This window comes from Janthinobacterium sp. GW822-FHT07A03 (genome assembly GCF_058798815.1).
Genome location: NZ_JBXAKW010000004.1, coordinates 368,145 through 389,868, shown reverse-complemented (window position 1 = coordinate 389,868; position 21,724 = coordinate 368,145). Strand labels below are relative to the sequence as shown.

At 53.9% G+C, this 21,724-nt stretch carries 16 protein-coding genes, 2 tRNA genes and 1 pseudogene; 6 read left to right on the top strand and 13 right to left on the bottom strand.

All coding sequences use genetic code 11. From position 1 onward, the window contains the following. Nucleotides 1-131: 131 nt before the first annotated feature. Both AC1RJW_RS14110 and AC1RJW_RS14105 read right to left on the bottom strand, forming a co-directional pair. Nucleotides 132-791 carry an FxDxF family PEP-CTERM protein gene (locus AC1RJW_RS14110; RefSeq protein WP_493045466.1) on the bottom strand — a complete coding sequence of 220 codons (660 nt, stop codon included), beginning with the start codon at nucleotides 789-791 and terminating at the stop codon, nucleotides 132-134. Nucleotides 792-1,120: 329 nt separating this feature from the next. Then, on the bottom strand, nucleotides 1,121-3,232 hold the full coding sequence (locus AC1RJW_RS14105; RefSeq protein WP_493045465.1) for a TonB-dependent receptor family protein: 2,112 nt from the start codon (nucleotides 3,230-3,232) through the stop codon (nucleotides 1,121-1,123). A 287-nt stretch (nucleotides 3,233-3,519) separates the two neighbouring features. On the opposite strand from AC1RJW_RS14105, the gene AC1RJW_RS14100 reads away from it, so the two are divergent. Next, complete coding sequence (locus tag AC1RJW_RS14100; RefSeq protein WP_219133084.1) at nucleotides 3,520-3,966, top strand: response regulator; 447 nt, start codon at nucleotides 3,520-3,522, stop codon at nucleotides 3,964-3,966. Between the two features lie 28 nt (nucleotides 3,967-3,994). Here AC1RJW_RS14100 and AC1RJW_RS14095 read toward each other — a convergent pair whose 3' ends face one another. From AC1RJW_RS14095 to AC1RJW_RS14070, 6 genes are all read right to left on the bottom strand, one after another. Beyond that, entirely contained in the window at nucleotides 3,995-4,291 is a 297-nt protein-coding gene (locus AC1RJW_RS14095; protein ID WP_076569159.1) for an addiction module antidote protein, read from the bottom strand. Further along, nucleotides 4,291-4,626 (bottom strand): type II toxin-antitoxin system RelE/ParE family toxin, encoded by a 336-nt coding sequence (locus AC1RJW_RS14090; RefSeq protein WP_493045463.1) that lies wholly within the window; start codon nucleotides 4,624-4,626, stop codon nucleotides 4,291-4,293. Before AC1RJW_RS14090 ends, AC1RJW_RS14095 begins: the two co-directional genes overlap by 1 nt. 173 nt (nucleotides 4,627-4,799) lie before the next feature. Continuing rightward, a tRNA-His gene (locus AC1RJW_RS14085) sits at nucleotides 4,800-4,875 on the bottom strand. A gap of 133 nt (nucleotides 4,876-5,008) precedes the next feature. Next, the gene (murI, locus tag AC1RJW_RS14080; RefSeq protein ID WP_493045462.1) at nucleotides 5,009-5,854 is read right to left on the bottom strand and encodes a glutamate racemase; all 846 of its coding nucleotides are present in this window, start codon (nucleotides 5,852-5,854) and stop codon (nucleotides 5,009-5,011) included. Between the two features lie 67 nt (nucleotides 5,855-5,921). Continuing rightward, the gene (locus AC1RJW_RS14075) at nucleotides 5,922-7,463 is read right to left on the bottom strand and encodes a fumarate hydratase (RefSeq protein WP_086144995.1); all 1,542 of its coding nucleotides are present in this window, start codon (nucleotides 7,461-7,463) and stop codon (nucleotides 5,922-5,924) included. 113 nt (nucleotides 7,464-7,576) lie between these two features. After that, complete coding sequence (locus AC1RJW_RS14070; protein WP_493045461.1) at nucleotides 7,577-8,194, bottom strand: TIGR00645 family protein; 618 nt, start codon at nucleotides 8,192-8,194, stop codon at nucleotides 7,577-7,579. Nucleotides 8,195-8,488: 294 nt separating this feature from the next. Here AC1RJW_RS14070 and acs point away from each other — a divergent pair, with 294 nt between their 5' ends. The 3 genes from acs to AC1RJW_RS14055 all read left to right on the top strand — a co-directional run bounded on the left by acs (nucleotide 8,489) and on the right by AC1RJW_RS14055 (nucleotide 12,241). Continuing rightward, nucleotides 8,489-10,495 (top strand): acetate--CoA ligase, encoded by a 2,007-nt coding sequence (gene acs / locus AC1RJW_RS14065; protein WP_493045460.1) that lies wholly within the window; start codon nucleotides 8,489-8,491, stop codon nucleotides 10,493-10,495. Nucleotides 10,496-10,679: 184 nt separating this feature from the next. Then, nucleotides 10,680-10,770: transfer RNA gene (locus AC1RJW_RS14060), tRNA-Ser, on the top strand. A 400-nt stretch (nucleotides 10,771-11,170) separates the two neighbouring features. Further along, a complete protein-coding gene (locus AC1RJW_RS14055) occupies nucleotides 11,171-12,241 on the top strand; it encodes a metallophosphoesterase (protein ID WP_493045459.1) in 1,071 nt (356 codons plus the stop codon). On the opposite strand, the gene AC1RJW_RS14050 is transcribed toward AC1RJW_RS14055, so the two are convergent. Then, complete coding sequence (locus tag AC1RJW_RS14050; protein WP_493045458.1) at nucleotides 12,230-13,195, bottom strand: hypothetical protein; 966 nt, start codon at nucleotides 13,193-13,195, stop codon at nucleotides 12,230-12,232. The genes AC1RJW_RS14055 and AC1RJW_RS14050 overlap by 12 nt on opposite strands. A 404-nt stretch (nucleotides 13,196-13,599) precedes the next feature. On the opposite strand from AC1RJW_RS14050, the gene AC1RJW_RS14045 reads away from it, so the two are divergent. Continuing rightward, entirely contained in the window at nucleotides 13,600-15,729 is a 2,130-nt protein-coding gene (locus AC1RJW_RS14045) for an Eco57I restriction-modification methylase domain-containing protein (protein ID WP_493045457.1), read from the top strand. Between the two features lie 591 nt (nucleotides 15,730-16,320). Here the strand turns inward: AC1RJW_RS14045 and AC1RJW_RS14040 are convergent. The 3 genes from AC1RJW_RS14040 to AC1RJW_RS14030 all read right to left on the bottom strand — a co-directional run bounded on the left by AC1RJW_RS14040 (nucleotide 16,321) and on the right by AC1RJW_RS14030 (nucleotide 19,278). After that, the gene (locus tag AC1RJW_RS14040; RefSeq protein ID WP_493045456.1) at nucleotides 16,321-18,054 is read right to left on the bottom strand and encodes an MAG1210 family protein; all 1,734 of its coding nucleotides are present in this window, start codon (nucleotides 18,052-18,054) and stop codon (nucleotides 16,321-16,323) included. After that, entirely contained in the window at nucleotides 18,051-18,788 is a 738-nt protein-coding gene (locus tag AC1RJW_RS14035; RefSeq protein WP_429239192.1) for a LemA family protein, read from the bottom strand. Before AC1RJW_RS14035 ends, AC1RJW_RS14040 begins: the two co-directional genes overlap by 4 nt. A gap of 253 nt (nucleotides 18,789-19,041) precedes the next feature. Beyond that, the gene (locus AC1RJW_RS14030; protein ID WP_493045455.1) at nucleotides 19,042-19,278 is read right to left on the bottom strand and encodes a hypothetical protein; all 237 of its coding nucleotides are present in this window, start codon (nucleotides 19,276-19,278) and stop codon (nucleotides 19,042-19,044) included. Between the two features lie 280 nt (nucleotides 19,279-19,558). On the opposite strand from AC1RJW_RS14030, the pseudogene AC1RJW_RS14025 reads away from it, so the two are divergent. Continuing rightward, nucleotides 19,559-20,095, top strand: a pseudogene (locus tag AC1RJW_RS14025) (BPSL0067 family protein); the annotation flags it as partial. Here AC1RJW_RS14025 and AC1RJW_RS14020 read toward each other — a convergent pair. Beyond that, nucleotides 20,032-21,612, bottom strand: a complete 1,581-nt coding sequence (locus AC1RJW_RS14020; RefSeq protein WP_493045454.1) for an isocitrate lyase — start codon at nucleotides 21,610-21,612, stop codon at nucleotides 20,032-20,034. The pseudogene AC1RJW_RS14025 and the gene AC1RJW_RS14020 sit on opposite strands and share 64 nt — an antisense overlap. Nucleotides 21,613-21,724: the final 112 nt, after the last annotated feature.

The following is a 21,724-nucleotide window of genomic DNA, read 5'->3' as shown; positions in this document are numbered from 1 at the left end:
TTGATACCCCGCTATTGTAGCGCCAATTTAATTCTTTTTGGCAACATTTAATGGGCTAATGCAACCGTTCCCCATGAAAAAAGCCGCCCGGCCAGGTGGCGGGGCGGCAGTTGCGCGGCGACTGTCCGGGCTCAGGCGGCTGTCTTGCGGCGTGCCATGAAACCCAGCAAGCCCAGGCCCAGCAGCAGCATGGCGTAGGTTTCCGGCTCCGGCACGGCAGCCATCACCGAGACGTTGTCCAAGTAGGAACCATAGGTCGGTGCGGAGACGGGGCCGATCGATTCGAAGCGCAGCAGGCTCGACGAGCCGAGCGCGGTCACGTTCTGGCTGTAGGTTTGCCACACGCCGCTCGTATTGCCGACCAGTGCCGTTGGCGTCAGCAGGGTCGAACCCCAGTAGACATTCATCAGGCTGTTCGCGCCGCCAGCCGTGTCGGGACGGCCCGAGTAGGCGAACGACAGCGCATAGGTGCTGCCGGCCGTGGTGGCGATGGCTTGCGATACGGAGGTCAGCCGGTCGGTATTGAGTTCCAGGTATTGCGTGCCGCTGGCGGCGACGGGATTGAATCCGCCCTGGCCGCCTTGCGTGGCGCCTTTCTGGATTTCAAAGGCCGAATTGCCGCCGGCCGAGGAAGTCCAGCCTGTCACGCTGCTGAGCGGGGCCCAGGCCGAGGCGATGACATTGTTTTCGAAACTGCCGTTGACCACCAGTTCGGTCGCGGCGTTGGCGGCGCCAGCGGTGACCAGGGTGGCCAGTGCGGCGATCTTCAGGAGGGTGGCTGGCGTTTTCATGGGTTCTCGTTTGGTTGGTTAAAAGATAATTTGATTTCCTAAATGACATTTAAAGAATATCACCAAAACTCACACGCAGAACAAGCGCTCGCTAAAAATATTTGCAATTGTGAAATCATTCATGTCCACATAGAAACTAATTTCCATGGTGAATGAATTGCTGTGAAGCTCCAAGGCGAACGCGAGCTTGAAGTTACTTGCGTCACGGTATTTTTGTGACATCGGGACGTAAAAAAACCTGCATCGTAACAACAACGATGCAGGCTTTTTTCAGGTGGCTGCCGTGCGCAGCGGCATATCGATTCGATAGGCACCCGCGCGCGCAGGCATCAGAACGCCAGGCGGCCCTGCAGGTAGACCATGCGCGGTGCGCCCACCAGCTTGCCCAAGTTGCCGTCCGAGGTGCGCGTGAAGTAGCGCTTGTCGGCGAGGTTGTTGACGCCGGCGACCAGTTCCAGGCCCTTCTGGCCCGGCACTGTCCATTTCACTTGCGTGTTCCAGGTACGGAAGCCGGGAATCACCCCCAGGCTGCCGGCCGCGTTTTCCGCCACGGTATTGGCTTCGTCGGCGAACTGGCGGCTCTGGTGGCTGCTCGACAAATCAATACCCCAGGCGCCCAGCTGATAGTGGGCGCCGACGGTATCCGTGGTGCGCGAATAGAAGGGCACGTCGTTGCCCGCGTTCGCGCCATCCTGCAGGGTCGCCTTGGTGTACGTGTAGGTGGCGTAGGCGTTCAAGCCGGCCAGCGGGCCCGACTTGTCGAAGCGGTAGTCGATGGCCGTTTCCAGGCCACGGTGGTGCGTGGCGCCCACGTTGTAGAAGACGACGTTCTCGCCGCTGCCGACAGACTGGATCTGGTTGTCGAACTTGATATTGAACAAGGTCGCTTCGGCCGACAGCTGGCCGCTCTTCCAGCGCGCTCCCAGCTCGGCTGTTTTTGCCAGTTCCGGTTGCAGCGGGTTCTTGCTCGACTGCGCATTGAGCTGCGTATTTTGCACGGCGCCAAACGAGCTGTTGTAGTTGCCGAACAGGGTCACGTTGTTATTGAGCAAGTAGGCCACGTTCAGCGAGGGCAGGGCCTTGTTGTTGAGCAACTCGATCTTCTGGTCGACCGGCAAGTGGTTGAAGCGTTCCGTCTTGATGTGCTCGTAGCGCACGCCCGGCGTGATGCGCCAGGCGTCGATGGCGATCTTGTCGTCGATATACACGGCCTGTGCATCGGTGGCATTGTCGGCAAAGCGCGTCGGCGCCTGCCGCACGCCGCTGGAGATGACCACGTTGTAGATGGCCTCGTCTGCCCGCTCGGCCAGGTAGCGGTAGCCGACGGTGACGTCCTGTGTGACCTTGCCGGTAATAAAGCGCTGCGTGTAGCGCGGCTCGATGGCCGTCGTTTCATAGTTGCGCGGCTGGTGGCCCAGGCCCGTGCGGCCGGCGTTGATCAAGGTGCTTTCGCGCGAGCTCTTGTTGTAATAGGCGCGCACCTCGAATTCCTGCGTGTCGGACAGGGCATTCAGGTAGCCGATGTCGAAGGCCTTGCGCTCGCCGCTCCAGAAATCGGTCGGGCGCGTGTTCTGGAACGGGTCCTGCTTGTATTGCGCGGCGGTCAGGCCGCCCGGCGTGCGCGACGTCACGTCGTAGTAGGACAGCTTGCCGTACACCTCGGCCGTCGGGCTCAGATCGTAGCGGAACTTCAGGGCGAAATCGTTGACCTTCTCATCGCTGCCGACGCGCCAGTCGCTGCCGCGGATGCCGGAATACAGCACCGCCAGGCCCAGGCCGCTGTCGAGCTGGGTGCCGGCAAACACGCTGGCCTGCGTGTTGTGGCCCACTTCGCTGTACGCGTTGTAGCGCACGCTGGCGTCGCCCGTGATGCCTTGTGTGGTGGGTACGCGGCGCGTCTTGAAATTGATGATGCCGCCCACGTTTTGCGGGCCGAAGCGCACGGCGCCGCCGCCGCGCACCACGTCGACCGTCTCGACATTGGCCAGGCTGACGGGCGCGAACGACAGCTGCGGCTGGCCGTAGGGCGCCACCGACATCGGAATGCCGTCGAGCAATACCGTGCTGCGCGGCGAATAGCGCCCGGTCAGTCCGCGCACGCCGATATTGAGCGAGATGGCGCTGCCGGCGCTGCCCGAGTTGTCGCTGATCTGCACGCCGGGAATGCGGCGCATCACGTCGCTCAGGCTGGTCGCGCCCGAGTTCTCGATGTCATCCTTCTGCACCACGGTGCGCGCGCCCGCGAAATTCTTCGTGCTGGCCGCCATGCTGGTGCCCAGCAGATTGCTGCTGACCTGGATCGATTCCAGGATGGGACCGGCATTCTCGGCGCTGTTGGCGTCCTGCGCCTGGGCGGCAAGCGGTGCGCCCAGGCAGGCGAGGGCGATGGCCAGCGCGCACGGGCGCAGCGAAAAGGGCAGTGTGACAGGTGTGGCAGCCATGCATGGATCTCCGTAATGACAATGGTTGCGCGGGCAATCGGGCGGCGCGACAACATCGTGGCGTGGATATCCGGCGCAAGGGGATAAGAATGATAATGATTCTCATTTTATCCGTCAATTGGGCAAACTGCGTAGGATAGGCTTTGCCCGGAGAAAAGCGGGAAGTGTTGCTGGCGCGGTACAGCGAAGCTTCTGGATTGCCGCATGGCACCATTGCTCGGGTGCGGCGGCATTCTGCGTGCTTCTTGTATACTGCCGCTTTTGCAGCCGTCAGACGTGAACGTACAATGAGCCAGACAACTGAAACGACACCAGGCAGTTCCTCCGTGGAACGCCGCCAGGGCGACCAGCCGGCAAGTGCTGCGCGCAAATTGAATCTGCTGGTGGTCGACGACAACCAGGAAGTGGGCGAATCGCTGGCCATGCTGCTCGAAGCGCTGGGCCACCACGCGGTGGTGGTGCGCAACTGGCAGATGGCCGTCGAGCAAGTCAAGCTGTGCGTGCCCGATGCCGTCTACCTCGACATCGAAATGCCCGGCATCAGCGGCATCGAAATCGGCCGCCGCCTGCACCACAATCCCGAGACGGCCAACGCCGTGCTGATCGCCGTCACGGGCCACAGCCTGCCCATGTACATGGACGACGCGCTGGCCGTGGGCTTCCGCCACTTCCTCGTCAAGCCCGTGCGCCTGGACGACCTGGCGACGACGGTGCAGTCGGTGCTGGCGGGGTAGGTTTTCCCTTGCCTTGGTGGATGAGGGGTCAAGTGTCCAGTGCTGCGGCGCGGAATTGCAAACCGAGTGCATGCGTCACCTTCAAAATGGTGTCGAAGCTCGGATTGCCTTCGCCGGACAGCGCCTTGTACAAACTTTCCCGTCCCAATCCCGTGTCTTTGGCAAGTTGCGTCATGCCACGCGCCTTGGCAATATTGCCAAGCGCTTTGGCGATGAAGGATGCGTCGTCGCCAGCTTCTTCCAGGCAGGCTTCAAAGTAGGCGACGATATCCTCTTCGGTTTTGAGGTGCTGCGCGCTATCCCACTTGTTAAGCTTTTGTGCCATCAGACCTCCTGGAGTGTTTGCGCGAGCTGCTGCGCCGTTTTGATATCTTTCGCTTGCGTTGATTTGTCGCCGCCAGCGAGAAGGATGATTATTTCCATGCCACGCTGGATGAAATAAACGCGGTAACCGGGACCACAATCAATTCGCATTTCCGAAACACCGCCACCGACAGGCTTGCAATCGCCGAAGTTGCCATCTTCGGCACGATCGATACGAGCCTGAATGCGGAAAAAAGCTTTCCGATCCTTCAGCTTGCTGAACCAGTCATCGAACGTGGCGGTGGTATGGATGCTTTTCACATATACCAGTGTATTCTTTGGGATACGGAAAATCAAGCGTATGCATCAAGTTTGACTGCCGCGCGCAGGCTGGCTTTGTTAGCTGATGCGTTTGCCTGATCTGTTGCTGAAGGGGGGGGGAGGGCTGATGTTGCCTCATGCATGTGCGCGGAAATGATAAAAGGGTTACAAGCCGAAGCATGTAACCCTTTTATCTACCGCTAATTCTGTGGGGTGGCTGATGGGGCTCGAACCCACGACAACAGGAATCACAATCCTGGACTCTACCAACTGAGCTACAGCCACCACTGTCTTACTTACCTGTTTAGCTGTTTTGCTGAACAGGTGCCGAATTATACAAAGAACTCGGCAAAGTGGCAAATCTAAATGCAGTCTTTTTTAAAGAATCGAAAGATTGCATGAAAACGCCTGTTTTCGCTCACACGGACAGGTGCGCGACGGGCGGCTGCAAGTCCAGCAGACCGGAGAAGGCTTGCGCCAGGGATTCGACCTTGGCCGTCGTGTAACCCTGCAGCTGGGGCGCATCGTTGCCGGTGCGGCGCAGGCTGGCAGCGTCGAGCAAGCGGGCCAGCTGGCGCGCCACGGCGTCGCCTGTGTCCACCAAGGTGATCGTTTCCTGCGTATGCGCGCGCACCGTGCGCACGATGGCGTCCTGCACGAAGGGGTAGTGCGTGCAGCCGAGCACCAGGGTGTCGACGCCTTGTTCCAGCATGGGGGCGATGTAGCGTTCCAGCATGGCGCTGGTGGCGTCCAGCGGGTCGTGGCCCAGTTCGCACTGCTCGATGCGGTCGGCCAGGCCGATGCAGGGCTGCAAGATGAACGTGGCGCCCGTGGCGGCGCTCACCTGCTCGCGCAGGGCCAGCAGTTTGTCGCCGCGCAAGGCGCGTTCCGTTGCCAGCACGGCGATCTTGCCGTTGCGGCTGATGCTGGCTGCCGGTTTCAGGCCCGGCTCGACGCCGACGATGGGCAGGTCCGGATAGCGCGCGCGCAGCGCCTTGATGGCGGCGATGGTGGCCGTGTTGCAGGCCACCACCAGTGCCTTGGCGCCTTGCTGCAATAGAAAGGCGGTGATCGCCAGCGAACGGTCGACCACCTGTTGTTCCGTCTTGTCGCCATACGGGGCGTAGGCGGAATCGGCAAAGTAAATCAAATCTTCCTGTGGCAGCTGCGCGCGGATATGGCGCAGCACCGACAGGCCGCCCACGCCGGAGTCAAAAATGCCGATGGGCGCGTCTGGGCGGGCAGTGCTTGCAATAGAAGTCATATAAAGCCGAAGAAGATAAAAAAACGCCGCGCTGGTGTTGCCGCGCGGCGTCTATGGTAGAGCTTGTTTAAGCAACCGTCACGGGAATCTTGCTGACGCTATTGAGTTGCTCGATCTTCGCCTGCCACTCTTTCGGGCCCGTGTTGTGCACCGACGTGCCCTTTGCATCCACGGCCACCGTCACCGGCATGTCGACCACGTCGAATTCGTAGATCGCTTCCATGCCCATGTCGGCAAAGCCCAGCACCTTGGCGTGCTTGATGGCTTTCGACACCAGGTAGGCGGCGCCGCCCACGGCCATCAGGTAAGCCGACTGATGCTTCTGGATCGATTCGATGGCGACCGGGCCGCGCTCGGCCTTGCCGATCATGGCGATCAGGCCCGTCTTTTCCAGCATCATGTCGGTGAACTTGTCCATGCGCGTGGCGGTCGTCGGACCGGCCGGGCCGACGGCTTCGTCGCGCACGGGGTCGACGGGACCCACGTAGTAGATCACGCGGTTCTTGAAATCGACCGGCAATTCTTCGCCCTTGGCCAGCATGTCCTGGATGCGCTTGTGCGCGGCGTCGCGGCCCGTCAGCATCTTGCCGTTCAACAGCAAGGTCTGGCCCGGCGTCCACGAAGCGACTTCTTCTTTCGTCAGGGTGTTCAGGTCGACGCGCTTGGATTTTTCCGTGTCCGGCGTCCAGTGCACTTCCGGCCACGACGACAGCGATGGCGGCGTCATGTAGGCAGGGCCGGAGCCGTCCAGCACGAAGTGGCCGTGGCGCGTGGCGGCGCAGTTCGGGATCATGGCGACAGGCTTCGACGCGGCGTGCGTCGGGTGCATCATGATCTTCACGTCGAGCACGGTCGTCAGGCCGCCCAGGCCTTGCGCGCCGATACCCAGCGAGTTGATCTTGTCGCACAGCTCGATACGCAATTCTTCCAGTTTATTCTGCGGACCGCGTTGTTTCAGCTCAAACATGTCGATGTCTTCCATCAACACTTCTTTTGCCATCAGCATGGCCTTTTCGGCCGTGCCGCCGATGCCGATGCCCAGCATGCCAGGCGGGCACCAGCCGGCGCCCATGGTCGGCACCGTCTTCATGACCCAGTCCACCAGCGAATCGGACGGGTTCATCATGATCATCTTCGATTTGTTTTCCGAGCCGCCGCCCTTGGCAGCCACTTTCACGTCGACGGTATTGCCTTCGACCAGTTCCATGTGCACCACGGCTGGCGTGTTGTCCTTGGTGTTCTTGCGGTCAAAATGCGGGTCGGCCACGATGGAGGCGCGCAGCTTGTTGTCGTCGAAGTTGTACGCGCGGCGCACGCCTTCGTTGACGGCGTCGGTGACCGTGCCGCTGAAGCCTTCGAAGCGCACGCCCATGCCGATTTTCAGGAAGACGTTGACGATACCCGTGTCCTGGCAGATAGGACGCTTGCCTTCCGCGCACATGCGCGAGTTGGTCAGGATTTGCGCGATCGCATCTTTTGCCGCCGGGCTTTGCTCGGCCGCGTAGGCGCGCGCCAGGTGCTCGATGTAATCAGCAGGGTGGTAGTAGCTAATGTACTGCAACGCTGCGGCGACGGATTCGATCAGGTCTTCTTGCTTTATGACAGTCATGGTGTTCTCGCGGTGGATAAGAAGGGTAAGACTTTTACTAATTAATAGTTACTGGTTGCGGCATCGAAAATGACAAAGCCCATGGCCGCCGCTGGCAGTCATGGGCTTCGGGTTTAATGCGGTCGTGCCTGGTTCTGGGTCACCGTCATGATGCGGTCGGTGTAGGCAATGGCCATGGCCGACAGGATGAAGACCATGTGGATCGCCGTTTGCGCGATGACCACATTCGGTTCCTTGGCATACGCGCTGGCGTTGATGAAGGTCTTCAGCAGGTGGATGGACGAGATGCCGATGATGGCCATCGCCAGCTTGGTCTTCAGCACGGACGCATTCACATGCGACAGCCATTCCGGCTGGTCCGGATGGTCGTCCAGGTGCATGCGCGAAACGAAGGTTTCGTAGCCGCCGATGATGACCATGATCAACAGGTTCGAGATCATGACCACATCGATCAAGCCCAGCACCACCAGCATGATGGTGGCTTCATTGAGCTTGACCGGTGGCGGCACGCCCGCCACGGTGACGGCGCTGATGACGTGCTGCAGGGCCGCGTCATTGCCGAACACGGCGCCGATCAGGTCCGACAGTTCCACCCAGAAATGAAATACGTACACGCATTGGGCAAGGATCAAACCCAGGTACAGCGGCAGCTGCAGCCAGCGCGACATGAAGATGAAGGCGGACAGGGGATGCAGTTTGCTATGTTTGGGTTTTTGTGAATGGTCGATCATCTGGAGTTTCCTGGGGGTAAATACCAATTTTTGGTATGCCCGACATTTTACACTTGCTGCTGATCACTGCGCATGCCCTCGATTTGGATTCTTGGCCTTGATGAAACGCAAAGCGAGCTCATCTAATTGACTTGTTATCAGTTTTTCCATCCAGAATGCTGGGCGGCGCACCCTTGACGCCCGTCGCCTGTGGCGATTATGGTTAGAATTGATAGGGGAAAACGCCGACTGTAAGGCGTCCGTAAGACAGCAGGAATATTGTGTTAGCAAACAATTACTACACTGGAGACTAGCATGGCCGCTATAGAGAACCAAGGGCAGGGCACTGAGCAGCAGGGACCGGAAGAGTCGCGCGTATTTGACCCGTCGGCAGCGTTTGCCGCACAGGCCACCATTTCCGGCATGGACGCCTACCGCGCCATGGTGAAAGAGGCGGAAACCGACTACGAAGGCTTCTGGGCCAAGCTGGCGCGCGAGAACCTGAGCTGGAAAAAGCCGTTCACCCGCACCCTGAACGAAGACAACGCCCCGTTCTACAAATGGTTCGAAGACGGCCAGCTGAACGTGTCGTACAACTGCCTGGACCGCAACATCGAAAATGGCCTGGGCGACAAGACGGCCATCATCTTCGAAGCGGACGACGGCACCGTTACCAAGGCAACATATAAAGAGCTGCACGAAAAAGTCTGCAAGTTCGCCAACGGCCTGAAATCCAAGGGCATCGCCAAGGGCGACCGCGTCATCATCTATATGTCGATGTCCGTCGAAGGCGTTGCTGCCATGCAAGCTTGCGCGCGCATCGGCGCTACGCACTCCGTCGTGTTCGGCGGCTTCTCGGCGAAATCCTTGCAGGAGCGCATCATCGACGCGGGTGCCGTGGCCGTCATCACGGGCGACGAGCAATTGCGCGGCGGCAAGAAGCTGCCATTGAAATCCATCGTCGACGAAGCGCTGGCACTGGGCGGCTGCGACTCCGTGAAAAACGTCATCGTGTATCAACGCACGGGCAGCGACCTGCCGATGGTGGCCGGCCGCGACACGTGGCTGCACGACCTGGTCGAAGGCCAGAGCGCGCAATGCGAACCGGAATGGGTCGATGCCGAGCATCCACTGTTTATCTTGTACACCTCCGGCTCGACGGGCACGCCGAAGGGCGTGCAGCATTCGAGCGGCGGCTACCTGCTGTGGGCCGCGCTGACGATGAAGTGGAGTTTCGACATCAAGCCGGACGACGTCTTCTGGTGCACGGCCGACATCGGCTGGGTGACGGGCCACAGCTACATCGCGTACGGCCCGATGGCCGTGGGCGCCACGCAAGTGGTGTTCGAAGGCATCCCGACCTACCCGAACGCGGGCCGTTTCTGGGAAACCATCAAGAAACACAAGGTCAGCATCTTCTACACGGCGCCTACCGCCATCCGATCGCTGATCAAGGCAGCCGACGTGGACCCGAAAGTGCATCCAAGCAACTACGACCTGAGCAGCCTGCGTTTGCTGGGCACGGTCGGCGAACCGATCAATCCAGAAGCGTGGATGTGGTACTACAAAAATATTGGCGGCGAGAAATGCCCGATCGTCGATACCTTCTGGCAAACGGAAACGGGCGGCCACATGATCACCCCGTTGCCGGGCGCCACGCCGATGGTCCCCGGTTCCTGCACCCTGCCATTGCCAGGCATCATGGCCGCCATCGTCGACGAAGCGGGTCAGGACGTGCCGAACGGCCAGGGCGGCATTTTGGTCGTAAAACGCCCATGGCCATCGATGATCCGCACGATCTGGAACAACCCGGAGCGTTTCAAGTCCAGCTATTTCCCGGAAGAGCTGGGCGGCAAGATGTACCTGGCAGGCGACGGTGCCATCCGCAACAAGGACACCGGCTACTTCACCATCACGGGCCGCATCGATGACGTCTTGAACGTATCAGGCCACCGCATGGGCACGATGGAAATCGAATCGGCCCTGGTGGCCAACCCGCTGGTGGCCGAAGCGGCCGTGGTGGGCCGTCCGGACGACACGACAGGCGAATCGATCTGCGCCTTCGTGGTGCTCAAGCAGGCGCGTCCGACAGGCGAGGAAGCCAAGAAGCTGGCCCTGGAGCTGCGCAACTGGGTCGGCAAGGAAATCGGCCCGATCGCGAAGCCGAAGGAAATCCGTTTCGGCGACAACCTGCCAAAAACCCGCTCCGGCAAAATCATGCGCCGCCTGCTGCGCGTGCTGGCCAAGGGCGAGACGATCACGCAAGACGTGTCGACCCTGGAAAACCCGGCGATTCTGGATCAGTTGAAGGAAGCGTCGTAATGAAAGGTAGGTTCCTACGGGGGCCGACCACGGCCTCTGTTGGGCTGCTGCTTGTCGTTGCCAGCTTTAACTTTTACCCCACGGTAAATAACTTTGGCAGTCCGTAGAATCTTTGCTATAATCTGCGGCTTCGCGACAAGCGAGAAATAGTACGCAATGCGAGCAAGTAGACGCATTGCCTGCAGGAGAGGTGGATGAGTGGTTGAAGTCGCACGCCTGGAAAGCGTGTATAGGTTCATAGCCTATCGGGGGTTCGAATCCCCCTCTCTCCGCCATAGACACAAAAGCAAAAGGCCACCTTCGGGTGGCCTTTTTGTTTTTGTGCCCGGCGGAGAGAAGCACGCCCCCTGCGGGGCGTGCGCGGGGGATTCGAAGGGTCGGGCCTATCGGCCCGGCCCTCTCCGAATCGGCCAACTGCTGCCGCTGTGCGGCAGCCCCGCGCGCCTGTGGCTCTAATTACATTTTCGACCAAGCAAGCTTCCACGGCCTAGTGTATCAGTCCATATCCAAATGGTAGACCTGCTCCCCTCGCAGTGCAATACGCCATAAATCGTACCTTAATAACAACTATAATTTAGGTATATAGGCATTTCATATGCGAATGTCTTCGTAGCATTCGTGTATGATCATGCTATGGATTAAATAGTACCTAATTTTCTGAAATTTTAATAAAATATGAGTTTAATCAGTCAACTTCCCTCTGGAGCGTTAGATATAATTGGTGATATTCATGGCGAATTTGATGCATTAGTAGATCTCATGAAATATCTCAAATATGACTGTAACGGAAATCATCCTGATAATAGAAAATTAGTCTTCATTGGAGATTTCTGCGATCGCGGTCCCGATAGCCCGGGGGTAATACGGTTAATAGAAAAACTTATTATTGGAGGGCATGCAGTCGCTATTCTTGGTAATCATGAAGTTAATTTATTGATGAATGAAAAAAAGGATGGGTCAGGTTGGTTTTTTGAAGAATATGCAGATAGAGATATTGAGAAATATTCTCCATTTAAGCGTGTTTCTGAGGATGAAAAACCATTGATTTTGAAATTTCTTTCATCTTTACCTATAGCGCTTGAACGGAATGATCTAAGAGTAATTCATGCTGCTTGGATAAAAGAGAAAATAGAAATTGCTCGAAAAAAGAATGTATCTTCTTTTAAAGAGTATTATAAAGAAAAAGAAATTTCCGGATATAGAAAGGCACAATATCTGCTTTCTTCTATGGTTGAGGAGATTGAGGAATACGCTGGAGATCTGAGTGATTTTTCAATAAAGCCTCCTTTTTTAAAAGCTCACGCCGAATATGAGGAGGTTCGACAATCTAGGAATCCCTTGAAAGCTCTTTTAAATGGAGTTGAGAAAAAAGGAATTTCCCCATTTTACTCCAATGGTAAATGGCGTTTTGTTGAGAGAGTGAAGTGGTGGGATGAATACCTAGAGGACACGCCAGTTATCGTTGGGCACTATTGGAGAAAATTTAGCGCGTTAAAAGAGAATAAAAATAAAAATGGTGATCCTGATTTTTTTGTAGATGTTGGTGGGAATTTTTGGCATGGAGCTAAAAATAATGTTTTTTGCATCGACTTTTCTGTTGGTGGACGCTGGGCAGAAAGAAAAGGAGAAGCTAAAATCGGTACTCGACTAGCCGCACTTCGTTGGCCGGAACGGACTCTTCAATTTGATGATGGTAGCATAGCAGCTACCACCAATTTCTGCAAAAAAACGATATCAAATGACTAAATATCGTTTAAAATCCTGTGGAACGGTTGAGTGATTCAACGCTTCAAAAATAAAATCAGCAATGAAATTTGCTTTTTTTTGTAAATCTTCTTTAATTTCATTAGTTAATTTATCAAAATCTTGAGTTTCCTTTATGTTCAAAAAATACTCATAATTATCTAAAAATATTGGAAAGCGATTAAGTAAATCTTGAGATTCGCTTAAATTATCGAGGCCAACCGCAAGCCGGTTCATTGGGACCATGGAAGATAATGCTTCAATTTTGTCTGCTGTTACTTCTGTCATCAATATTAACGGTAACGCGGTACCAAATACCGATAACAATCGACTAAACTTCAAATTGAAATTTTTCTTCTTCCACGATTTAGCATTGGATGCACGGGCCTTTTGTTCGTAATTTAAGCACAGTGTGCGCCAGTAGCGAAGTATGTCGTTTAATAGGAAAACGGGTCTAAAATTTCCTTGGCCATCTGCATCTCTTAGATAAAATTCTAGAATCGTTTTTTTGTGTTTATGGTACGCCTCCTCATTGCTTAGGAAGTTACTTTCTAAAAGCATTAACATTCGTGTCGTAAACCAATTTTCACTATCATCAACAGCTGATCCGATTTTATCTTGATTAGCTGGAATGTGAAATATTTTTAGAAATTCACCATCATTACTCAATTGTGGATATTCCAGCTCTTTATTAATCCGCAAAATTGATGAGAAGTATTCGATTTCCTGGAGCCTACTGACCTGCTCACCCATTGCTGTAACGAACACGTCTAAGTCTGAATTGTTTCCAGAGTCAAGTCGGCCAAGCGAACCGGCTGCAAAAACACATATCTCGTTTGAGATACCAAGAACTGGATCGGCTGCAAAGGCCTGTCGAGCTCTATCTAATTTGAGTTGAGCATTTTTTTTTCGTTTTTGGCTCGGCTCATGATTTTGAAGAATGTCAGTAAAACTCATAGTTTACGCCCTTTAGTTAGAGAAGATGGCACCGTGTCTTTTTGGATGTCTAGAGCGTGACTATAAGGTATCACCGCAAGAAAGATGCCAAGATCATATTTTGGTATATTTTCATCTACATGGCAAGTATTTTTATTATAGATGATATCATTGTGCCCAGTAGTGTGGTTGTTCCATAGTATGGGTGATGCAGGGCTTAAATCGTTTAAGGTATTGATGTTAATAAGATATGTGGATTAGGTTGGTTTGTTGGTTATTTTCAATCTAAATTCCATTTATTTTTCTTTGAAGTAAATATTGTGGCGAAATTGATTTTATTAAATATTGAAAATTAAATTAAATTAAATTAATTTTCCACTGATGTCATTTTTAATTTTATGTATTTATAAATTGGTTATCCGATCGTGGCTAAAGTCTCCGTATTATATATCGAGGATCCAATCGTCGGTCCTCATCTGGCATTGTTGCGCAACATTTGCGAGCCTCAGTCAAAGTCTCGACCTCATGTAACAGTTCGATTCTTTGATAAGCTTGCAGTCCCTGCTGGACATTTGAATACAGCTGTGGATCATATTGACTTATTGGCACCAGGTGCTTTTGGCTTGGCAGGAGATTCTATACAGGAAAATAGAACGATAATTATTAGATGCCAATCTGAAGATTTACTTGCCTTAGAACATAAACCTGACTTTCCAACAAGTGAGTTTCATATCACTATTTATAATGGAAATTCAGATGAGTTCGCTAGAAAATTATTTTCTATTTTGAAGAAATATTCATGGGCATTTAGAGTTGATTTGCCAAGAACGAAATTGAAAACAATAGAAGTTAAAGCTAGATTTGGGCGGAAAAAAAATACTATAAGTAAAAGAAAATATGACAATCAAGTTATTGATTTGTTTAAGTCAATTTCGGGATTGGATATCTCTGAGGATTTTTTATTTTCGTTGACTGAAAAACAGAGATTGATGTATGTTGCTAAGATTTGTAAAAATTTACACTCAATTTCTAGGAAGTTTGAGAAGGTAGAAGTTCCAAAAGAAGAGAGTATTGAGGGGTTTGATCGTTATGCAGAGGATAAGTATGATATACACCTTACACCACCTGAACTTGCACAAGAGATTACAAGTTATGCGTTGAAGTTACTTGGAGATACTTCAATTCATTTTGGTGATCCTGCCGTTGGTACTGGTGCTTTTTTCTCTGCCTTAATAAAGGTTGGCCGGCGTGAGGCAATTCATTCTGCAATAGGTATTGATATTAGTCCAAAACAGGTTGAGGCTGCTAAATGGCGTTGGAGAAGTAAGGATATGGAAGTTCTGGAGGGAGATTATCTTCATATGGATAAGCTTTCTCAAAGAAATTTAATTTTGGCAAATCCACCGTATCTGAGGCATCAAGGAATTTCGAAAGATTATAAAAATGAATTGCGCCAACGATCTTCTTTAGATATTGGCGTAAGGGTTAGTGCGCGATCTGGACAATATGTTTACTTTATTTTACTTAGTCATAAGTGGATGATGTCAGGTGCAATTGCGGCGTGGCTTATACCTTCAGAGTTTATGCAGACAGATTATGGAAAGGCTCTGAGGTATTACTTTTCAAAAAAGGTTAAATTGCTCAGAATTCATCAATTCGATACAATTAGCCCACAATTTGAAAATGCTGAAGTTCTTCCATGTGTTGTTTTTTTTAAAAATGAAATACCTGAAGAAAATCATAAAGTAATATTTTCATTTGGTGGTTCCCTTAGTTCGCCTACTCAAACTGAAAATGTGGGTGAAGATAGAATAAATCCAGAAGTAAAGTGGAATATTCAATCCAGAACTAAAGTCGATTACGATGAAAATTATGTGAGATTAGGTGATCTTTTTTCTGTTCGCCGCGGTATTGCAACTGGAGCAAACGGTTTTTTTGTGATGGAACGTGGAAAAGCATTAAAGTTAGGATTGCCGGATATAGCTTTAACTCCGTTATTGCCAAAAGCAATGAATTTACCTTCTGATGTTGTTGATCGTAAAAAAAACGGTTATCCAAATTTGGATCGAGAACTTTGTGTTATTAATTCATCAATGAGTGAGGAGGAAATAAGTTTAAAATATCCTGGCATGATGAAGTATTTGGAAAAAGGAAAAAAGGAAGGTGTTTTGGATGGCTATTTAGTTAGCCGACGGACGCCATGGTATAAGCAAGAAAGTCGAGATCCTGCTCTATTTTTGTGTACTTATATGGGAAGGGCACATGGAGATAAACCGGCAATTCGCTTTATTTTGAATAAGTCAGATGCAATTGCTACTAATACTTATTTACTTCTATATCCAAATCAGAATTTTATGAGGTTAATTGAAAGTCGTCCATCTATTGTAGATGAAATTTTTAAAATTCTTAAGGCATCCACTTGGGTAGCTGTAGGGGAGCATTCTAGGCAGCATGCCGGTGGTCTATCAAAAATAGAACCTAGAGAGTTATTGGAGGTTTGGTTGGGACCTCTACCCAAAGAATTGTTAGACGTAGCAAGTAAACGATTGTTTTAATTTTGGTTATTGTATCCTGGGGATCTATTTTAACTATGAGTTTAAGGCCAGTACAAGAACGGATTGTTTTCCGTTCGTAGTAATAATGCCGGTGTTTTTTCGTAATGAGGGCCGTTATGAGGGCTGGGGTCAAGGGCCGGGGGCAGGTCCGCCATTTGGACACGGGCTGATACATTAAGCACTGCAGAAGCTGGCTCAGTTAGGACAACGAACGCATGTCCTCGGTGCGCATTCGTGATTCTTATCAAGTCGTCGTCTGAGCAATCTTCTACAGCATCCAACGCATCATGCATCAGTCCGTGTCCAAATAGCGGACCTGACCCTGACACCCATGCGCCCCCTTGCGGGGCATGCGCGGGGGATTCGACGGGTCGGGCCTACCGGCCCTCTCCGAATCCACTGACTGCTGCCGCTGCGCGGCAGCCCCGCGCCCCTCCGGCGCGCGTTCGTGGCTCTAATCATGTTTTCGACTGAGCACGCTTTTACGGCGACCAATGCATCAGGCCGTGTCCATATGGCGGACCCGACACCCCGCTTTGTGATTTCATTCTGTTGCGCCCAACTTCCGCCACAGTAATCCGCAAAGTCGCCCTAACCAGCCAATACCGCCGAAACAATCGACCTGCGCAGCACCGTCCTCCCGGCATCGATGCCACGCTGTGAAAACGACGGCGGCAACGCGACATCATCCGTCGCAGTGTTGTCTGGCGCAGCCGTTTCCTTTACCAGCATGTTGGCGCTATTCTCGACCTCGAAGTACTCGTCCCAATGCACTGGAACTTGATGGGAGCGGCCATCTCCGCCTCTCACCGAGACGTACTGGGTTCGCGCGACGCTGCGGAAGCCGCTGGCCGTTACCTGCACTTTCTGCGAGCCGTCGGCCTCCTGTTGCATGGAGGTCTTCAGGATACTTCGCGTGACGCACTCGGGATGCTTGAACATCGCCTCGCCGTGGTAATTGGCAATCGCTTCATGCTCCCAGAAACAGGGTTTGTGCGAATACGTGTCTTGATAGATGTCAGAGTGCGGGCGATGCTGTTGGTACAAGGGGATGGCAAGCAGCGGGGCGATCCCAAAGTAGAACGACTTGAAGAAATCGTTGTGATAGGCGTTGAAAAACAGGCGCGCCTGGGCAAGTTCGTAGGCAAAGAATTTCTCCGGGGCGCCGCTGATATCGGTCGCGCGCATATGTCCCGACTCCAGCACGTTGATCATGCGGGTTTTTTCGAATACGAATGTGTCGCCAAAACCTGTCTGACTATCCTTGAGCAGCTTGAGCATTTCCTGTTGCGCCAACGGCGTGAACAATAGCCGGAACTGTACTTCATGGTTGCGGTCCGTGGCATCGAACAAGGCGTCGAATTCGCGGTTGGCCATCACCGTAAAAGTACTCCCCTCGTCGACATCGCGCGACTTTTCTTCCAGTTTCTTGATGGCGCGATTCTTCCGCCATTTGTCGAAGAAGCCGTCCTCCAGACTGGAGAGTTTTGACGGGTGACGGCTGAACACGAGATCCGGCGCCGCTTCGTTGCCGTAGACGATAAACGTCTGGTTTTCGTACTCGGGCATCGGACGTTCGATCGATGCCCGCAAAGTTTCGTGGCGGGTTCTGGTTTCCGTTTTGCCTTGCGAATTGCGGTACTGTTCCGTCCAGCTGATAGCCAGCGAGCCATGGTATGTCTTGCTGCCCATCGAGTGTGACAAGGTGCGCGCAAGAATGAACGGGTTGCCGTTCAGTACGCCGCTGTGCGAGAACACGATCGAGTGGTCGTCACCAAGATTGCCATACCAGCCAAAGCTGGTGCGCAGCTCTTCCATGCGGCCGTTGCTGAAATACGGGTCGAATGCGATGCGAGGCACTGTCTGTTGCATCAGCTTCGCCACGATATCCCAGTCGTACAGGCGGTTCAGCGGCACCATCTGGCCCCAGGCCACGGCACGCTTTTCGTCGCAGGCTTCCTGCAGCCGCTTTAATTGCGCGTCGGAATCGTTGATGATGCGGTTGAGCGTATGAATCGCGACGGCAAGCGCAATCGCTGGAACCGTGAGCCATGGCCATGCGTAATGGGTGTAGATATAGAGTGCCGCCAGTAGCGTGGCCACGATGCTGGCGCCGCGCAGGATACGCCACCATTTGTTGCTGGAACCGGCGCCCGCAGCCTGCTTTTCGAGCACGCGTAGTTCCTGCACCGTCGCGATGTTGGCGTTCTCGTCCACGCCGGACTGACGCACGAGGTCTTCGAAAAAGTCCGATGTATTGCTGGTGTGAGCATTTTTGAAATGGAGAGAATACTGCTCCAATGGTTCATGGACGTCGTTGATCAAAAGAAGACGCTCCGGGCGGCGGCCTTGGTTTCAGCGGAGGCGGTGAAAGGAATGCGCGTGGTATAACCTTGCCGCGCCGCAACGATTTGCTTGGTCGGCCAGGCAAAGACGTCCTGGTTCCACATGCCGACGGTATCGTTATACAGCGTGCGCGCGGCGGTCACTTCCTTTTGCAGATAACTGTTCTGGCGCATGGCATCGGCGATGACGGCTTGTGCCTTCAGATCCGGGTAGGCTTCGCATGCCAGGCTGATGCGGGAAAAAATCCCGTCGATTTTCTGGGATGCCTGATTGCGTTCGGCATCGGCGTTGTGTCCGCTCCGGTAAGCCGCTACCGACTTCATCACGTCTTTGTCGAGGTCGATCGCTTTTGCGACCAGGCCAACCACGTTGTTCAGGACGACGACGCGCTGTTCCAGATAATTGTCTATCTGTGAAGCATCGGCCTGGATTTTCTGCTGCAGCTTGCGCAGATACGCCAGGGCGGAAATCTTCATGAACAGGAAGACCAGGCCTGGCAGGGCCCCCAGCACCAGGAGTGCCAAGCTGTACGTTTGCGGCAACGCACCGGTCAGCAGCGCCAAGCCGCCGATCAGCGGAAGGACCGCCCACAGGGCGATTTCAAATATAAGCGACCCGGTGCCGACTTGGACGGAAATTTGCTTGCTGATGACGTTGATGTCGCGCCCTTGCTCATTTATCGGGCCAGTTACTTCGTCCAAATCATTTGCCATGCTTGAAAATCCTTTGTATTGAGTGTTTCTGATTGAGCGACTCTCGCTCGGTTGCAAAATATGTCGCTTCAGCTTTTGACGTGCGGGAGCAAAATGTCGGTGGATTGTGTAAGTTTCCCAAAATTAATTTTTTTGCCATCATATCTTGAAGGATGAGAGCCAATCAAGGGCGGTCAAGCCGATATTTCATGTTAAATTTCGGGAAAATCCTGGATACTTTCCGGGTCGGCCAGTTTTCAGTCAAGCGCTTGCATCAGTCCGGCAGCAGGGAGGCGGGGCATTGGATAACGGATACCCGCTGCCAGCCGGTCGCAGCGTCCCAATACATTCCTTCCGGGCAGGCAAGCAATCCCCCGATTTCCACCGAATCTTCGGCTGCGCCAGACCAGACTTTGCGGAGAAATAAATGATCAAGAATTTTTTTTAAGGCTTGGCCATCGTCAAATAGAGGAAATGCAGGAACTGGCTGCAATACAGCGACGGCGTGCATGGTGATACTTCTGCCATTCGGATACAACCTTAGCTTTTTATCTAACGCGTTACCTAACAATATCTGCTTAATCTTGTTTCTTGCCCCGTTATTTAGATGCCGTTTCTGCATAAAGCTGTGTCACTTTGAATGACGAGCCTGTCTCAGAGCTTATTGACCCATCACACGAAGTAACCGACTCCCTGCCTCAAATCTTGCTGCTCCTCAAAGCCCGCACAGTTTCCCGCATGTATCGTAAGCCTCTCCCACCACCCCCGGAGAGTCCCGTGCCCTATGCCTACACCAAAGTCGACGCCCTGGAAAAACCGCCATGGTCGACAACCACCAATGCGTCGCGCTGGTCCGCCATTACGCAGGCGCCCCAGCCACCCTGGCCTGGAAGCAGGGGGAGGCAGTGCTGGGAAATCGTTTGCTGCGCAAAGGCACGGCCATTGCGACATTCGTCAATGGCAAGTATGCGAATCATCAACAAGGCAATCACGCGGCCCTGTATATGGGACAGCCTGTGCGAGTTCACCTACAGGAAAGGCCGCAAGGCCGGGCAGAACGAGATCGATATCGATTGCCGGTAAGTGAATTGGTATCAGCGGTATTGCTGGGTGAATCGCAGGCCGCTGCAATCAGTGCCTGTAGCTGTGCATGTCGGCTTACGCGTTCCGCTAAGCCGACCTACGCAACTGCCGCCCGCCAGCGGCCCAGACGCAAAAAAGCCCGCCGAAGCGGGCCTTGTCACTCTACAGTCAAGCCAAAAGCTCAGAACTGGTTCATGGTGTTGTCTTTACCGGCCGCCTTGAGCGCCGCTTCGCCGCTGAAGTAATCCTTGTGATCGTCGCCGATGTCCGAGCCGGACATGTTTTGATGTTTCACGCAGGCGATGCCCTGGCGGATTTCCTTGCGCTGCACGCCGGCCACGTAGCCCAGCATGCCCTGGTCACCGAAGTATTCCTTGGCCAGATTGTCGGTCGACAAGGCTGCCGTGTGGTAGGTCGGCAGGGTGATCAGGTGGTGGAAGATGCCCGCTTCGCGGGCCGAGTCGGCCTGGAAGGTGCGGATCTTCTCGTCGGCGGCGATCGCCAGTTCCGTCTGGTCGTATTCCACGCTCATCAGCTGGGCGCGTTCGTAGGCGGACACGTCCTTGCCTGCCGCTTTCATCGCATCGAAGATTTGCTGGCGGAAGTTCAGGGTCCAGTTGAACGACGGGCTGTTGTTGTACACCAGCTTGGCGTTCGGGATGACCTTGCGGATTTCGCTGACCATACCGCCGATTTGCGCGATATGCGGTTTTTCCGTTTCGATCCACAGCAGGTCGGCGCCGTTTTGCAGCGAGGTGATGCAATCGAGCACGCAACGCTCTTCGCCGGAACCGGCGCGGAACTGGAACAGGTTGCTTGGCAGGCGTTTTGGACGCAGCAGCTTGCCTTCGCGCTTGATGATGACGTCGCCATTGCCCAGCGCGTCGGCCGACACTTCTTCGCAGTCGAGGAAGGAATTGTATTGGTCGCCCAGGTCGCCTGGTTCATTGGTGACGGCGATCTGCTTGGTCAGGCCGGCGCCCAGGGAGTCCGTGCGGGCGACGATGATGCCGTCGTCCACGCCCAGTTCCAGGAAGGCGTAGCGGATGGCGCGGATCTTCGCCAGGAAGTCTTCGTGCGGCACCGTGACTTTACCGTCCTGGTGGCCGCATTGTTTCTCGTCGGACACCTGGTTTTCGATCTGGATGCAGCAGGCGCCCGCTTCGATGAACTGTTTCGCCAGCAGGTACGTTGCTTCGGCATTGCCGAAACCGGCGTCGATGTCGGCGATGATGGGCACGACGTGGGTCACGTGGCCGTCGATCTTGGCCTGGATGGCTTGCTTTTCAGCACCTTGGGCCGCGTCCAGCTGGCGGAACAGGCCGCCCAGTTCGCGGGCATCGGCCTGGCGCAGGAAGGTGTACAGTTCCTTGATCAGCGCCGAGACGGCGGTCTTTTCATGCATCGATTGGTCTGGCAGCGGGCCGAACTCGGAGCGCAGGGCGGCGACCATCCAGCCGGACAGGTAGAGGTAGCGGCGGTCGGTGCTGTTGAAGTGTTTCTTGATCGAGATCATCTTCTGTTGACCGATGAAGCCATGCCAGCAGCCGAGCGACTGGGTGTATTTCGATGGGTCTGCATCGTAGGCAGCCATGTCGTTGCGCATGATCTTCGCCGTGTACTTGGCGATGTCCAGGCCGGTCTTGAACTTGTTCTGGGCGCGCATGCGGGCGGCGGACTCGGGATTGATGGCGTTCCAGGCGCTGCCTTGTTGGTCTTTCAAACCAGCAACAGCCTTGATGTCGTCTTGATATTGGGACATGTGAATCTCCTAAAAAGAAAAGCTATGTTTGAGAAAATCGCCGAGTGCGCCACAACGTCTTGTCGAAGCAAACTGCATGACTAAATAGTAGGCCGATTCGCGCCGATCTTCA

What these genes read in the sequence shown, in the direction of transcription:
- AC1RJW_RS14110 (WP_493045466.1), bottom strand. Translation starts at nt 791, where the DNA reads ATGAAAACGCCAGCCACCCTCCTGAAGATCGCCGCACTGGCCACCCTG.
- AC1RJW_RS14105 (WP_493045465.1), bottom strand. Translation starts at nt 3,232, where the DNA reads ATGGCTGCCACACCTGTCACACTGCCCTTTTCGCTGCGCCCGTGCGCG.
- AC1RJW_RS14100 (WP_219133084.1), top strand. Translation starts at nt 3,520, where the DNA reads ATGAGCCAGACAACTGAAACGACACCAGGCAGTTCCTCCGTGGAACGC.
- AC1RJW_RS14095 (WP_076569159.1), bottom strand. Translation starts at nt 4,291, where the DNA reads ATGGCACAAAAGCTTAACAAGTGGGATAGCGCGCAGCACCTCAAAACC.
- murI (WP_493045462.1), bottom strand. Translation starts at nt 5,854, where the DNA reads ATGACTTCTATTGCAAGCACTGCCCGCCCAGACGCGCCCATCGGCATT.
- AC1RJW_RS14075 (WP_086144995.1), bottom strand. Translation starts at nt 7,463, where the DNA reads ATGACTGTCATAAAGCAAGAAGACCTGATCGAATCCGTCGCCGCAGCG.
- AC1RJW_RS14070 (WP_493045461.1), bottom strand. Translation starts at nt 8,194, where the DNA reads ATGATCGACCATTCACAAAAACCCAAACATAGCAAACTGCATCCCCTG.
- acs (WP_493045460.1), top strand. Translation starts at nt 8,489, where the DNA reads ATGGCCGCTATAGAGAACCAAGGGCAGGGCACTGAGCAGCAGGGACCG.
- AC1RJW_RS14055 (WP_493045459.1), top strand. Translation starts at nt 11,171, where the DNA reads ATGAGTTTAATCAGTCAACTTCCCTCTGGAGCGTTAGATATAATTGGT.
- AC1RJW_RS14050 (WP_493045458.1), bottom strand. Translation starts at nt 13,195, where the DNA reads ATGAGTTTTACTGACATTCTTCAAAATCATGAGCCGAGCCAAAAACGA.
- AC1RJW_RS14035 (WP_429239192.1), bottom strand. Translation starts at nt 18,788, where the DNA reads ATGGCAAATGATTTGGACGAAGTAACTGGCCCGATAAATGAGCAAGGG.
- AC1RJW_RS14030 (WP_493045455.1), bottom strand. Translation starts at nt 19,278, where the DNA reads ATGCACGCCGTCGCTGTATTGCAGCCAGTTCCTGCATTTCCTCTATTT.
- AC1RJW_RS14020 (WP_493045454.1), bottom strand. Translation starts at nt 21,612, where the DNA reads ATGTCCCAATATCAAGACGACATCAAGGCTGTTGCTGGTTTGAAAGAC.